This window comes from Aliiroseovarius salicola, assembly GCF_027891095.1.
Lineage (GTDB): Bacteria > Pseudomonadota > Alphaproteobacteria > Rhodobacterales > Rhodobacteraceae > Aliiroseovarius > Aliiroseovarius salicola.
The window spans coordinates 421,970-434,516 of record NZ_JAQIIO010000003.1 but is presented as its reverse complement, the minus strand read 5'-3'; the positions used below and the strand labels follow the sequence as shown (position 1 = coordinate 434,516).

Below are 12,547 nucleotides of genomic sequence, written 5' to 3'. Positions count from 1 at the left end.
TCCTTAATAGACGTCGCCCTTCTTGACCTTGTTCGAAAACGTGGTCTCGCCGCCTTCCGCGAGGATCTTGGCCTGTTCGATCCAGCCATCGCGTTCGATCCGGCCTTTGAATTTCAGGTTGTCATCCACCCAGGCAATTTCATCCGCACCCCATTTGGCGATCTGGTCGAAATGCCAGAAACCCAACTCATTGAGCGTCTGTTCCAGCTTCGGACCAACGCCCTTGAGTTGCTTCAGATCATCGGCACCCGCCTTGCGCGGCGCTTTCATGGTGCGCGGTTTTTTCGGCTTACCGGTTGCAGCAGGAGCGGCTGCTTCAGCCTTGTCGGCTTTTGCCTTCTTTGCAGCAGGTTTTTTCTGCTGGTTGGCAGGTTTGCCGGTTTCGGCAGCTTTCGGCGGGGTCGCCTTGGTGCCAGTGGCGTTCTTGCCCAGCCAAGGTGTCGAGAGCGGCACTTCGGTGCCATCGATCCGTTTGATGCTGTCACCGATATCGGTCGCAAGCTGCACAGACGCATTATACTTGGTCTTGCCGCTATCATATTCAGTAAGCGAGGTCAGACCCGAAAGCGGTTCGGCCGCGTAACGGCCGTTCTGCGGGCCTGGTACCGGCACCTGACCGGCGGCCATCTCATCGATCATCTTGGCGAAACCCTCGGCCGTCAGATCTTCGTAGTAATCTTTGCCAATCTGCGCCATCGGGGCGTTGGTGCAGGAACCGAGGCACTCAACCTCTTCCCAGCTGAACTTGCCATCTTCCGAGAGTTGATGCGGCTTGTCGGCGATCTTTTCGCGACAGACGGCAATCAGGTCTTCCGCGCCGCAGATCATGCAGGACGTGGTGCCACAGATCTGGATATGAGCGACGGAGCCAACCGGTTGCAGTTGGAACATGAAGTAGAAAGACGCCACTTCCAGCACGCGGATATAGGCCATGCCGAGCATGTCGGCGATGGCTTCAATTGCCGGCTTCGAAAGCCAGCCTTCCTGTTCCTGGGCACGCCACAAAAGCGGAATAACCGCAGAGGCCTGACGCCCTTCGGGATATTTGGTGATCTGCCCTTCCGCCCAAGCAAGGTTGGCGGCGGTGAAAGCAAAGCTTTCGGGCTGTTCATGATGCAGACGGCGGAGCATTAGCGGTCGATCTCCCCAAACACGATATCCATGGTGCCGATGATGGCGGCGACGTCGGCGAGCTGGTGGCCACCGGCCACATAATCCATCGACTGAAGGTGCAGATACCCCGGCGCGCGGATCTTGGCGCGGTAGGGTTTGTTCGACCCATCCGAGACGAGATAGACGCCGAACTCACCTTTCGGGGCTTCCACAGCGGCGTAAACTTCGCCGGCCGGAACCTTGAACCCTTCGGTGTAAAGCTTGAAGTGGTGGATCAGACTTTCCATGTCGCGCTTCATGTCGCTGCGATTAGGCGGAGTCAGCTTGCCACGGGCCAGAACGTCGCCCTGCCCTTCGGGAGCGCGCAATTTCTCGATCGCCTGATGCATGATCTTCAGCGACTGGCGCATCTCTTCCATGCGGACGAGGTAACGGTCATAACAGTCGCCATTTTTACCCACTGGGATCTGGAACTCGAATTCGTCATAACATTCATAAGGTTGCGCACGGCGCAAATCCCAGGCGAGGCCCGAACCACGGACCATCACGCCCGAATAGCCCCAATTCAGAATGTCTTCTTCATTCACTACACCGATATCGGCGTTACGCTGTTTGAAGATACGGTTTTCGGTCAGCAGCCCGTCGATATCGGCGATCTTCTCCGGGAACTCATTGGCCCAGGTTTCGATGTCGTCGATCAGCTCCGGCGGCAGGTCCTGATGCACACCACCGGGACGGAAATAGTTGGCATGCAGGCGGGCACCACAGGCGCGCTCGTAGAAGATCATCAGCTTTTCACGCTCTTCAAAGCCCCAGAGCGGCGGCGTCAGCGCGCCCACGTCCATGGCCTGCGTGGTGATGTTCAGAAGGTGGTTCAGGATCCGGCCAATCTCGGAGAAGAGCACGCGGATCAACTGGCCGCGGCGCGGCACTTCTACACCGGTCAGCTTTTCAATGGCCAGACACCAGGCATGTTCCTGGTTCATCGGGGCCACGTAATCGAGCCGGTCGAAATAGGGCAGGTTTTGCAGATAGGTGCGGCTTTCCATCAGCTTTTCGGTGCCGCGATGCAGCAGGCCGATATGCGGGTCAGCGCGCTCCACAATCTCACCATCCAGCTCCAGCACCATCCGAAGCACGCCGTGTGCCGCCGGGTGTTGCGGGCCAAAGTTGATGTTGAAGTTGCGGATCTTCTGTTCGCCGGTCTCGGCGTCGTTGAAGCCTTTGGTTCCGTCCATCATTGGCGCTTTCCCCAATCTTTCGTGGTGATTTTCACCTTAAAAGGTGATCCGCAGCTTGTTTTAAAAAAGGGTGATGCCCCAAGCAGCAGGATCGAAGCTGTGAATAGCTCGATGAATTCAATCAGCAGAGCCATCATTTTGCCTCGTCGGTTTTCTCATCGCCGGGCAGGATGTAATCAGCCCCTTCCCATGGCGACATGAAGTCAAACTGGCGGTAGTCCTGAGTGAGTGACACAGGTTCATAGACCACACGTTTCTCGACCTCGTCATAGCGCACTTCAGTATAACCGGTGGTCGGGAAGTCCTTGCGCAGCGGATAGCCGCGGAAACCATAGTCGGTCAGCAGGCGGCGCAGATCCGGGTGCCCGGAAAAAAGGATGCCGAACATGTCAAAGACTTCGCGTTCGAACCATCCCGCCGAGGGGTGAACCTCGGTGATCGAGGGCACCATTTCTTCTTCGCGCACGGCCACTTTCACGCGGATGCGCTGGTTGGTGTACATCGACAGGAAGTGGTAAACCACGTCGAAACGCTCTTCGCGTGACGGGTAATCCACGGCGGTTAAATCCACTAGGCTCGAAAACTTGCAGGCTTTGTCAGTCTTCAGAAATTCGATGAAGGAAGGGATGGCCGAGAGCGGAACGTTCACGTTCAGCTCGCCATAGGCAACCTCCCAGCTCAGCACACAATCTGGGCGCTTTGCTTCCAGCGTCGCTCCAAGTTCATTCAGGGCTTCACTCATCGCTTACCTCACAATCGTGCCGGTGCGGCGGATTTTGCGTTGCAGCTGCAGGATGCCGTATACCAGCGCCTCTGCCGTCGGCGGGCAGCCGGGCACATAGACGTCAACCGGCACGATGCGGTCACAGCCGCGCACAACCGAATAGGAATAGTGGTAGTAGCCGCCACCGTTTGCACAGGATCCCATAGAGATCACGTAGCGAGGATCTGGCATCTGGTCGTAAACCTTACGCAGCGCCGGCGCCATCTTGTTGGTCAGCGTCCCTGCCACGATCATCACGTCCGACTGACGCGGGGAAGCACGCGGGGCGACCCCGTAGCGCTCAAGATCATAACGTGGCATCGAAGCATGCATCATCTCAACAGCGCAACACGCCAGACCAAAGGTCATCCAGTGCAGTGACCCGGTGCGGGCCCAGTTGATGATGTCATCGGTTGTGGTCAGCAAAAATCCCTTATCCGCCAGCTGATCATTCAGCAGACGGGTGGCGTGTTCACGGTCGCCCTGCGCCGTGTTTGCTCCGGTCATCACTCCCATTCGAGCGCCCCTTTCTTCCACTCATAGGCAAAGCCAATGGTCAACACGGCGAGGAACACCATCATCGACCAGAAGCCAACCAGCCCGACGCCCTTGAAGGCCACGGCCCAAGGGAACAGGAAGGCGATTTCCAAATCGAAAATGATGAATAGGATCGCCACCAGATAAAACCGGCTGTCGAACTTCATCCGTGCGTCATCAAATGCGTTGAAACCACATTCGTAAGCGCTGAGTTTTTCGGGATCGGGGTTGCGGACAGCCAGGACAACGGCAGCGATGATCAGTACGAGACCGATAATGATGGCAAGTCCGAGGAAAATGATGATCGGGAGATATTCCCTGAGAAGGTCTTCCACGTGTGGCTCCTTTTATGTGGTTTAATCCACATTTCGCTAGCTATGTGCGGTTTACCGCCGCACTGTTGTCGGGTCAACCGAGCGGGTCAATTATTCAAACTGTGTTATAAAAGTCCGTCACATTGTCTCACCTGTGAAGCATATCCTTGTTTAACAGGGGTTTCCGGAGATTTTTTGAGGTTTTTTAACCCCACAAAAATGGTCAGTTTCATCACCTGTTAATCAAAAAAATAGGAGATGTGCCGTGATGGCCATCTCCTTTTTGCAACGATGTCGCTTTTTGGGGTTGAAAAGAGACTCACCCGCCCTAATCACAAGCAAAACACTCGGGATTGAGGCCGCCCCCTTTCCATTCACATTTGCCACCTAGGTTTTTCCTTGGCGAAAAAAGCTGCAATGCCATCCTGCGCCTCGGGGCTTTCCCAGCGCGATACCAGACCGGCGATGGTCTCATCGATGATCTCTTCGGTGATCGGTGGTCCGAGACGGCGGGCCAGGGCCTTGGCCTCGGCCACAGCACCGGGGGCGCAACTGAGATATGGCTTCACCTCGGCTTCCACCGCTGCGTCCAGATCATCTGCTTCCACCGCTTTTGCCAAGAGACCCAGTGTGACCGCCTCTTCAGCATCAAAAATTCGCGCTGACATGAAGACACGCCGCGCCATCGCCTCGCCCAGACGGGCCAGGACATAGGGACCAATGGTGGCCGGGATCAACCCCAGTCGCGTTTCGGTCAGACCAAATTTTGCGCCTTCCACACCGATAGCGATGTCGCTGACCGACGCCATACCGACCCCTCCGCCAAAGGCCTGTCCCTGTACCCGCGCAATCAATGGTTTCGGCATGGTATTCAACGCATTGAGCATCATGGCGAGCTTTTTCGCCTCAACCCCACGCGTGACCGGATCGGCGGCCATCTGATCCTGCATCCAGCGCAGATCGCCACCGGCACAAAAGCTCTTGCCATCACCGGTCAGGATCACCACACGAACATTGTGATCCACGCCAAGCTTGTGGGCTGCATCGGTCAGTTCCTCGATCATCTGCGCCGACATAGCGTTGTGCTTTTCCGCGCGATCCAAAAGCAAGGTGGCCACGCCACGCTCATCCATTGAAATCGAAATCGTTTCGTAACCCATTGTTATCCCTCAACTCGCATACGCCGCGCCAAGTCGGCGGCTTTGTCCAGGATGGTGCGATCCAACCCGGTGGTCATTCCCAGTGCTATCACACGGTCATGGACGGCTTCGGTGGCAACATTGCCCTGTGCTCCCGGTGCATAGGGGCACCCCCCTAGACCGCCAACAGCGGCGTCAAATACCCGCAGACCCTTTTCAATCGAGGCCTCGATATTGTCACAGGCGCGGCCAGATGTGTCGTGGTAGTGACCGGCAAACATCTCTGGCCCGGCTACGCCCAGAACCACATCCAACATGCGCGTAATCGTTTCCGGCGTCCCTTTGCCAATCGTGTCACCAAGGCTGATTTCGTAACAGCCCATCGCGATCAGCTTCTCGGCCACCCATGCCACTTTCTCAGGTGGTGTCTCGCCGTCATAGGGACAGTCGGTCACGCAGGAGATATAGCCGCGCATTTTCAGATTTGCGGCTTTGGCGGCCTCTGCCACCGGCTGAAACCGCTCAAGGCTTTCCTCAATCGAACAATTGATATTAGCCTTGGAAAATCCTTCTGAGGCGGAACCGAAGATGGCGATTTCATCCGCTTTGGCGGCCACAGCCCCCTCAAAGCCCCGCATATTTGGGGTGAGCGCCGCATAAGATACGCCCGGCGCACGGGTGATCCCGGCCAGCACATCAGCGCTATCGGCCATTTGGGGCACCCATTTGGGACTGACAAAGCTAGCCACTTCGATCCGCCTGAAACCAGCCCCGGAGAGCAGGTCCACCAAAGCGATCTTCTCGACTGTCGGGATCTGGCGCTTTTCGTTTTGCAACCCATCACGCGGGCCAACTTCGAAGATTTCTACATAATCAGACATATGCGTCCTCACGTTTCAGGCACAGGATAGAAATCCTGAGCATAAAATCTCTGTTCTCCTTCGCGAGCCACAACACGCTGATAAGATGGCATCGCCTCGATGCGTGCCTTATAGGCGAGAATATTGGGAAACGCGTCCAGTTTGACGTAGTAGGGCGCGGCAAAGAGGTTGAACCCCAGCATGATATCTGCACCCGAAAACCCCTGATCCAGAAGCCAATCGCGCCCCGCAAGCCGCGCCTCCAGCCCAGCCAGCGTGTGCCGCAACCGGGCCACATTCAGCTTGATCACAATCGGGCTGGGTTTTGCGGGCGGACGCAGGAACACCATCTGAAGATTGAGCTGTTCAATCAGGCTCGCCATGGTTTCGGCGTAATGGATCCATTGCAGGAAATCCGTGCGCCCAGGCTGACCGGGGGCCACCCCCAGATTGGGGGCGTATTCCTCGATCAGATACTGAACAATGGCCCCGCTTTCGCTCATGGTGATGTCACCGAGTTCCAGCGCGGGGATGCGGGTCGCCGGGGAGACCTTATTCAGCCCCCCCTCGAACATTTCTTTTGACCCGATCTGGTAATCCACCACTTCAAGTGGAGTCCCAAGCTTTTCTTCCAGCCCGATCTCTTCAATCAGCCAGAGAACACGGATCGAGCGGCCATATTGCACGTGGTGCAGGCGGAATGGATAATCACTCATCCTCTTCCTCCAGACGCACAAGCGGCGCCCCGGCTTCGACCTGATCACCTGCGGCACAGAGCACTTCTGCCACCACGCCGTCGCGTGCCGCTTCCAGCGAATGCTCCATCTTCATCGCTTCAAGGATAGCAAGGCGGTCGCCCTGTTTTACCTCTTGACCGGCCTCAGCAAACACAGCTTTCACTAGGCCCGGCATCGGGGCTTCGATCACCCCTGCGCCCGCCCCGGCTCCTGCGTCCTGATCCAGCGGATCAACAACATGGAATTCAAGTCCAGACTGCGCAAATACGGTCACCACGTTGCCCGCCTTGGCCACGCGCGGGCCGCGATCACCACCCATTTTCCACTGGCCATGAATACGTGTGGCTTCGATCTGCTCCTCACCCACGGTGATAATGTGATGATCGGCACCACGCGAGGTGACAACCACATCCACGCTCTCGTCTGCATGGGTCAATGTGACGAAATGGTTGAGACCACCCCACAACGTGAAGCCGTTGCCTTTGGGTTTCAGCAAATCCAGCGCACAGAGCGCAGCCGCGCCGATATCGCTCATGGTCGGGCCCGGTTCGTCAATCAACGCGTCAAGATCGCGGTCGATGAGGCCCGTGTCCACGTCCCCCACCGCAAATCCATCATGCCGGGTCAGGGCACCGAGAAAGGCGAGGTTCGTCACCGAGCCCGCCACTTCGGTGTGGGCAAGCGCCGTCGACATCATGCGGAGCGCCGCCGAACGGGTCGCCGCATGCACGGTCAGCTTGGCGATCATCGGGTCGTAAAATGGGCTGATCGTGTCCCCGGCCCGAACGCCGGTATCGGCGCGTGCGCCTTCGGGGAATTTCAGGTGGGTCAGTGTGCCGGTGGCAGGAAGGAAGCCCTTCGGCACATCCTCTGCGTACAGTCGCGCCTCAAACGCGTGACCGTTGATCGAGAGTTCGTCCTGCTGCTTGGGCAGACCTTCCCCCGAGGCAACGCGCAACTGCCATTCGACCAGATCCACACCAGTGATTTCTTCGGTCACGGGATGTTCCACCTGCAGGCGCGTGTTCATTTCCATGAACCAGAACCCATCGGTGCGCAGACCATTTGCGCCGTCCACGATGAATTCCACCGTGCCTGCACCCTTGTAGCCAATGGCTTCAGCGGCGCGTACACCCGCCATACCCATTGCCTCACGCACCTCTTCGGTCATGCCCGGCGCAGGTGCTTCTTCGATCACTTTTTGGTGGCGGCGCTGCAGTGAACAGTCGCGTTCAAACAGGTGCACCGCATGGGTGCCATCACCAAAGACCTGCACTTCGATATGGCGCGGGCTGAGGATATATTTCTCAACCAAAACATCGGCATTGCCGAAAGCGGTCTGTGCTTCACCCTGTGCGCTGGCGAGCGCGTCGGCGAAGTCTTTGGGATCATCCACACGGCGCATCCCTTTGCCGCCACCGCCTGCGACGGCTTTGATCAAAACCGGATAGCCCATCTTTTCAGCCTCGGATGCCAGCAGCGCCGGGTCCTGATCCTCGCCATGATAGCCAGGCACAACTGGAACGCCTGCCTCTACCATCAGCTTCTTGGCTGCGTCCTTCAGACCCATTTTGCGGATCGCGTCGGCAGACGGACCAATGAAAGTCAGACCCGCCTGTTCAACCGCGTCCACGAAGTCGGGGTTTTCAGAGAGAAAGCCATAGCCCGGGTGGATGCCCTGCGCACCAGTTTCCAGCGCCACCTGAATAATGCGATCCCCAAGAAGATAGCTTTCGGCGGGCTGCGGTGGGCCGATGTGAACTGCCTCATCGGCCAGCTTTACATGGCGGGAGTTTGCATCCGCATCGGAATAAACCGCCACTGTTGCCACACCCAGCTTGCGGGCGGTGTCCATCACTCGGCAAGCGATCTCGCCCCGGTTGGCAATCAGAATTTTCTTGAACATCTATTTGTTCCTTTTTTCGGGCGGCGGAACCGGGGGCTGTCTGCCCCCGGACCCCCGAGGATATTTATGGCAAGAGGAAGAACAGGCCTTCCCTCTCTGGCTTACATTCTGAATACGCCGAATTTGGTGTCTTCGATCGGAGCGTTGAGGGCGGCAAGGAGTGACAGGTAAAGCACTTCGCGCGATTTGCGCGGGTCGATCACCCCGTCATCCCAAAGGCGGGCAGAGGCATAGAGCGGGTGGGATTGCTCTTCGAACATGTCAATAGTGGGCTGTTTGAAGGCTGCCTCTTCCTCAGCTGACCATTCCCCGCCTTTACGTTCAATCCCGTCACGTTTCACGGTGGCGAGCACGCCCGCCGCCTGTTCGCCGCCCATGACCGAGATGCGCGAGTTCGGCCAGGTCCACATGAAACGCGGCTGATAGGCGCGACCGGCCATGCCGTAGTTGCCCGCGCCATAAGAGCCGCCCACAACCATGGTCACTTTCGGCACTGAGGTGGTCGCCACGGCGGTCACCATCTTGGCGCCATGGCGTGCGATGCCTTCGTTTTCATATTTACGGCCGACCATGAAGCCGGTGATGTTTTGCAAAAACACCAGCGGGATCTTGCGCTGCGAGCAGAGCTCGACAAAATGCGCGGCTTTTTGTGCGGCTTCCGAGAAAATCACGCCATTGTTGGCGATTATGCCAATTGGGCAGCCCATCAGATGGGCAAAGCCACAGACGATGGTTTCACCGAAACGCGGTTTGAATTCGTCGAAACGTGAACCATCCACGATGCGGGCGATAACCTCGCGGATGTCGTAAGGCGTTTTCAAATCTGCGGGGACTACGCCCAGCAGCTCTTCTGCATCATAAAGCGGTTCTTCCGGTTCCTGCCATTTCACCGTGAAAGGCTTTTCGCGGTTCAGGCTTTCCACGGCCCGTCGGGCGAGCGCCAACGCGTGGGCGTCGTCTTCGGCAAGGTAGTCGGCCACGCCAGAAAGACGGGTGTGCACGTCACCGCCGCCAAGGTCTTCGGCGGACACGACCTCACCGGTTGCCGCCTTCACCAGCGGAGGACCGGCAAGGAAGATGGTGCCTTGCTCTTTCACGATGATGGTCACGTCTGACATGGCGGGCACATAAGCGCCGCCAGCGGTGCAGGACCCCATCACCACGGCGATCTGCGGGATGCCCTTGGCCGACATGCGCGCCTGATTGTAGAAGATGCGGCCGAAATGGTCGCGATCTGGGAACACCTCGTCCTGGTTCGGAAGGTTCGCTCCGCCGCTGTCCACAAGGTAGATGCAGGGAAGGTTGCATTCCTCGGCAATCTCCTGTGCGCGCAGGTGTTTCTTCACCGTCATCGGGTAATAGGTGCCGCCTTTTACGGTGGCATCATTACAGACGATCATCACTTCCTGACCATGCACCTGCCCGATCCCGGCGATCACGCCTGCACAGGGGGCGGCATCGTCATACATACCATGGGCAGCCGTCGCGCCGATTTCGAGGAACGGGCTGCCCGGATCCAACAGGTTCGATACGCGGTCGCGGGGCAGCATTTTGCCGCGCGACAGATGGCGGTCGCGAGAGCGCTCCCCGCCCCCCTGCATCGCCTTTTCGGCAGCAGCCGCTGCCACATCCAGCGCCTCCAAATGTCCGTCACGATTGGCTTTATAGGCCTCTGATCCCGGCATCGCTTGTGAGTTCAGTTTCATTCTGTGCATCCTTCGTGGTTGCAGGTCGCAGCTTCATAAGCCTCAACGTTCTTTTCCAAGGACCAGGCCTGTTGGGCGGTCAGGTGTAAAAAGCAGGACAAGCTGGCCGGTCCGCCGCCCGTGCCGCCCCCCCAGGTCGAGCGTTCGTATTCGCAGGAGGCATCGCGGAAGGGGATCCAGGCGCGCTGCATTTTTCGCAGAGCTTCCGCCTGACTGGGGGCGCTTGAGCCCCATTCAGCCATTTCCGCATCAACTTCTTTGCTGTGTTTCATCAACAGCCCGTAAGCGGTGTTCAATCGGCGATCCCAGTCTTTCAACTCAGCATCAAGGCATTGCACCATGCCCAACGTGGACCAACCACCGTCGGTTGTTTCCATACAGGCATTCGCAGATGTGCCAAAACACTGATGCGCTTCGCCTTCTTCGCCCTTTTCCGCAAGACAGTTCACTGTCGCGTCAAACGAATAAATGACGTCCTGTGCAAGGGCCGGAGCCCCCACACAGGTCAGGGCGCATATGATCGCCCAGCGCGTCATTACTGGTTCGCCATCAGCTCTCGGCCGATCAGCATACGGCGGATTTCCGAGGTGCCGGCGCCGATTTCCATCAGCTTGGCGTCACGGAACAAGCGCGAGACGGCACTTTCGTTCATAAAGCCGGCGCCACCCATGGCCTGTACAGCCTGATGGGCCTGTTTCATTGCTTCTTCGGAGGCGTATAGCACACAGGCAGCGGCGTCTTGGCGTGTCACCTGACCGCGATCACAGGCTTTGGCAACCTCGTAGACATAAGCGCGGGCCGAGTTCATCGCGGTATACATATCGGCGATCTTGGCCTGCATCAGCTGGAAGTCGCCAATCGGGCGGCCAAACTGTTTGCGCTCTTTCAGGTAAGGCATGATTTCATCCATGCAGGCGGCCATGATGCCGGTGCCGATGCCCGAGAGCACGACGCGTTCATAATCCAGCCCGGACATCAGAACGGCAACGCCTTTGCCCTCTTCACCCAGCACGTTCTCAAACGGCACTTCCACGCCTTCGAAGATGAGTTCAGCAGTATTGGAGCCGCGCATCCCAAGCTTGTCGAAATGCGGGGAGGTGCTGAAGCCCTTCATGTCTTTTTCGATGAGGAAGGTGGTGATGCCCTTCGCGCCAGCATCCGGGTCGGTCTTGGCGTAAACCACAAGGGTATCGGCGTCGGGGCCGTTGGTGATCCAGAACTTGGTGCCGTTCAGAACATAGTAGCCGTTGCGCTTTTCCGCCCGCAGTTTCATGCCCACGACATCCGAGCCAGCGCCCGCTTCGGACATGGCCAATGCGCCCACATGTTCACCCGAACACAGCTTCGGCAGGTATTTCGCCTTCTGTTCGTCGGTGGCGTTGCGGCGGATCTGGTTCACGCAGAGGTTCGAATGCGCGCCATAGGACAGCGAGACCGAGGCCGAAGCTCGGGCAATCTCTTCCACCGCCACAACATGGGCCAGATAGGACATGTCCGATCCGCCATATTCTTCGGGAGTGGTCACACCCAGCAGGCCCAGATCACCAAACTCTTTCCACAGCTCGTTCGGAAACTCATTGGTCTTGTCGACCTGTTCCGCGATCGGCTTGATCCGTTCCTGCGCAAAACGATGTACCATCTCACGCAGTGCGTTGACGTCTTCCCCAAGGTCGAAATTCATAGATTGCATGAACATGGCTGGATCCTCTGAATATGGCCGGGTCTGCCGGTCGTATATGTCTCTTGCCCATTATTGAACGGTTGTTCAGTTCTTAGACGAAGCGGGAGATTCGCGTCAATGGGGACGCAGCGTCGCAAAAACATACGAAGATCAGCTGAGAGCACAGCCAGCCTCTCGATAACCAACAAAAGGAGCGGGCAATTCCCGCTCCAATTCAATGTCAGATATGATTTTACGCAGTCAAAGTGCCGCTGTCTCGGATCGGGATGACTTCACATCAATCCGGTCAGCGATGGCGTGAAGCCACATTGCAATCTTATGCATCACTTGACCAAAAACCGGTTTTAATCGCGACAGTGGAATGCGCTCTCCCAGCGTCAGATAGCGGTGATCCCCCGGCAGGATAAATCCACTGCGCAACAACATCAGGTCATATTCACTCAGTGTCAGCTGCGTTTTTGGTTGATGTGCCATGTCATTCTCCTCGGGACAGTGTTTCATTCGAGGCGCCTGAGAAGAGCTTAACCGAATGGTGGATTTGACAACAAAC

The 12,547-nt window shown here is 57.5% G+C and carries 14 protein-coding genes; all 14 read right to left on the bottom strand.

Annotated features, from left to right (window positions below; translation table 11 throughout):
* Positions 1–3 precede the first annotated feature (3 nt).
* The gene (locus tag O2N63_RS08270; RefSeq protein ID WP_271053772.1) at positions 4–1,131 is read right to left on the bottom strand and encodes an NADH-quinone oxidoreductase subunit E; all 1,128 of its coding nucleotides are present in this window, start codon (positions 1,129–1,131) and stop codon (positions 4–6) included.
* Entirely contained in the window at positions 1,131–2,351 is a 1,221-nt protein-coding gene (locus O2N63_RS08265) for an NADH-quinone oxidoreductase subunit D (protein ID WP_271053838.1), read from the bottom strand. The genes O2N63_RS08270 and O2N63_RS08265 overlap by 1 nt, the downstream gene beginning before the upstream one ends.
* Positions 2,351–2,491, bottom strand: coding sequence for a hypothetical protein (locus tag O2N63_RS08260; protein ID WP_271053771.1), 141 nt, complete (start codon positions 2,489–2,491; stop codon positions 2,351–2,353). The genes O2N63_RS08265 and O2N63_RS08260 overlap by 1 nt, the downstream gene beginning before the upstream one ends.
* Positions 2,488–3,096, bottom strand: a complete 609-nt coding sequence (locus O2N63_RS08255; protein ID WP_271053770.1) for an NADH-quinone oxidoreductase subunit C — start codon at positions 3,094–3,096, stop codon at positions 2,488–2,490. Before O2N63_RS08255 ends, O2N63_RS08260 begins: the two co-directional genes overlap by 4 nt.
* A gap of 3 nt (positions 3,097–3,099) precedes the next feature.
* Positions 3,100–3,633 (bottom strand): NuoB/complex I 20 kDa subunit family protein, encoded by a 534-nt coding sequence (locus tag O2N63_RS08250; RefSeq protein ID WP_271053769.1) that lies wholly within the window; start codon positions 3,631–3,633, stop codon positions 3,100–3,102.
* Positions 3,624–3,989 carry an NADH-quinone oxidoreductase subunit A gene (locus O2N63_RS08245; RefSeq protein ID WP_271053768.1) on the bottom strand — a complete coding sequence of 122 codons (366 nt, stop codon included), beginning with the start codon at positions 3,987–3,989 and terminating at the stop codon, positions 3,624–3,626. Before O2N63_RS08245 ends, O2N63_RS08250 begins: the two co-directional genes overlap by 10 nt.
* 353 nt (positions 3,990–4,342) lie before the next feature.
* The gene (locus tag O2N63_RS08240) at positions 4,343–5,128 is read right to left on the bottom strand and encodes a crotonase/enoyl-CoA hydratase family protein (protein WP_271053767.1); all 786 of its coding nucleotides are present in this window, start codon (positions 5,126–5,128) and stop codon (positions 4,343–4,345) included.
* A gap of 2 nt (positions 5,129–5,130) precedes the next feature.
* A complete protein-coding gene (locus tag O2N63_RS08235) occupies positions 5,131–5,988 on the bottom strand; it encodes a hydroxymethylglutaryl-CoA lyase (RefSeq protein ID WP_271053766.1) in 858 nt (285 codons plus the stop codon).
* Positions 5,989–5,996: 8 nt separating this feature from the next.
* Positions 5,997–6,683 (bottom strand): glutathione S-transferase family protein, encoded by a 687-nt coding sequence (locus tag O2N63_RS08230; RefSeq protein WP_271053765.1) that lies wholly within the window; start codon positions 6,681–6,683, stop codon positions 5,997–5,999.
* Positions 6,676–8,610: an acetyl/propionyl/methylcrotonyl-CoA carboxylase subunit alpha gene (locus O2N63_RS08225; protein WP_271053764.1), complete on the bottom strand. Its 1,935-nt coding sequence runs from the start codon at positions 8,608–8,610 to the stop codon at positions 6,676–6,678. Before O2N63_RS08225 ends, O2N63_RS08230 begins: the two co-directional genes overlap by 8 nt.
* Positions 8,611–8,711: 101 nt before the next feature.
* On the bottom strand, positions 8,712–10,316 hold the full coding sequence (locus O2N63_RS08220; RefSeq protein WP_271053763.1) for a carboxyl transferase domain-containing protein: 1,605 nt from the start codon (positions 10,314–10,316) through the stop codon (positions 8,712–8,714).
* Positions 10,313–10,852, bottom strand: a complete 540-nt coding sequence (locus O2N63_RS08215; RefSeq protein ID WP_271053762.1) for a lysozyme inhibitor LprI family protein — start codon at positions 10,850–10,852, stop codon at positions 10,313–10,315. Before O2N63_RS08215 ends, O2N63_RS08220 begins: the two co-directional genes overlap by 4 nt.
* Positions 10,852–12,012, bottom strand: a complete 1,161-nt coding sequence (locus O2N63_RS08210; RefSeq protein WP_271053761.1) for an isovaleryl-CoA dehydrogenase — start codon at positions 12,010–12,012, stop codon at positions 10,852–10,854. The genes O2N63_RS08215 and O2N63_RS08210 overlap by 1 nt, the downstream gene beginning before the upstream one ends.
* A 225-nt stretch (positions 12,013–12,237) precedes the next feature.
* Positions 12,238–12,471, bottom strand: coding sequence for a hypothetical protein (locus tag O2N63_RS08205; protein ID WP_271053760.1), 234 nt, complete (start codon positions 12,469–12,471; stop codon positions 12,238–12,240).
* Between the last annotated feature and the right edge of the window lie 76 nt (positions 12,472–12,547).

Bases quoted from the DNA above. Each gene is read 5' to 3' on its own strand.
- O2N63_RS08270 (WP_271053772.1), bottom strand. From the start codon at position 1,131: ATGCTCCGCCGTCTGCATCATGAACAGCCCGAAAGCTTTGCTTTCACC.
- O2N63_RS08260 (WP_271053771.1), bottom strand. From the start codon at position 2,491: ATGATGGCTCTGCTGATTGAATTCATCGAGCTATTCACAGCTTCGATC.
- O2N63_RS08205 (WP_271053760.1), bottom strand. From the start codon at position 12,471: ATGGCACATCAACCAAAAACGCAGCTGACACTGAGTGAATATGACCTG.
- O2N63_RS08230 (WP_271053765.1), bottom strand. From the start codon at position 6,683: ATGAGTGATTATCCATTCCGCCTGCACCACGTGCAATATGGCCGCTCG.
- O2N63_RS08235 (WP_271053766.1), bottom strand. From the start codon at position 5,988: ATGTCTGATTATGTAGAAATCTTCGAAGTTGGCCCGCGTGATGGGTTG.
- O2N63_RS08220 (WP_271053763.1), bottom strand. From the start codon at position 10,316: ATGAAACTGAACTCACAAGCGATGCCGGGATCAGAGGCCTATAAAGCC.
- O2N63_RS08225 (WP_271053764.1), bottom strand. From the start codon at position 8,610: ATGTTCAAGAAAATTCTGATTGCCAACCGGGGCGAGATCGCTTGCCGA.
- O2N63_RS08210 (WP_271053761.1), bottom strand. From the start codon at position 12,012: ATGTTCATGCAATCTATGAATTTCGACCTTGGGGAAGACGTCAACGCA.
- O2N63_RS08265 (WP_271053838.1), bottom strand. From the start codon at position 2,351: ATGGACGGAACCAAAGGCTTCAACGACGCCGAGACCGGCGAACAGAAG.
- O2N63_RS08255 (WP_271053770.1), bottom strand. From the start codon at position 3,096: ATGAGTGAAGCCCTGAATGAACTTGGAGCGACGCTGGAAGCAAAGCGC.
- O2N63_RS08250 (WP_271053769.1), bottom strand. From the start codon at position 3,633: ATGGGAGTGATGACCGGAGCAAACACGGCGCAGGGCGACCGTGAACAC.
- O2N63_RS08215 (WP_271053762.1), bottom strand. From the start codon at position 10,852: ATGACGCGCTGGGCGATCATATGCGCCCTGACCTGTGTGGGGGCTCCG.
- O2N63_RS08240 (WP_271053767.1), bottom strand. From the start codon at position 5,128: ATGGGTTACGAAACGATTTCGATTTCAATGGATGAGCGTGGCGTGGCC.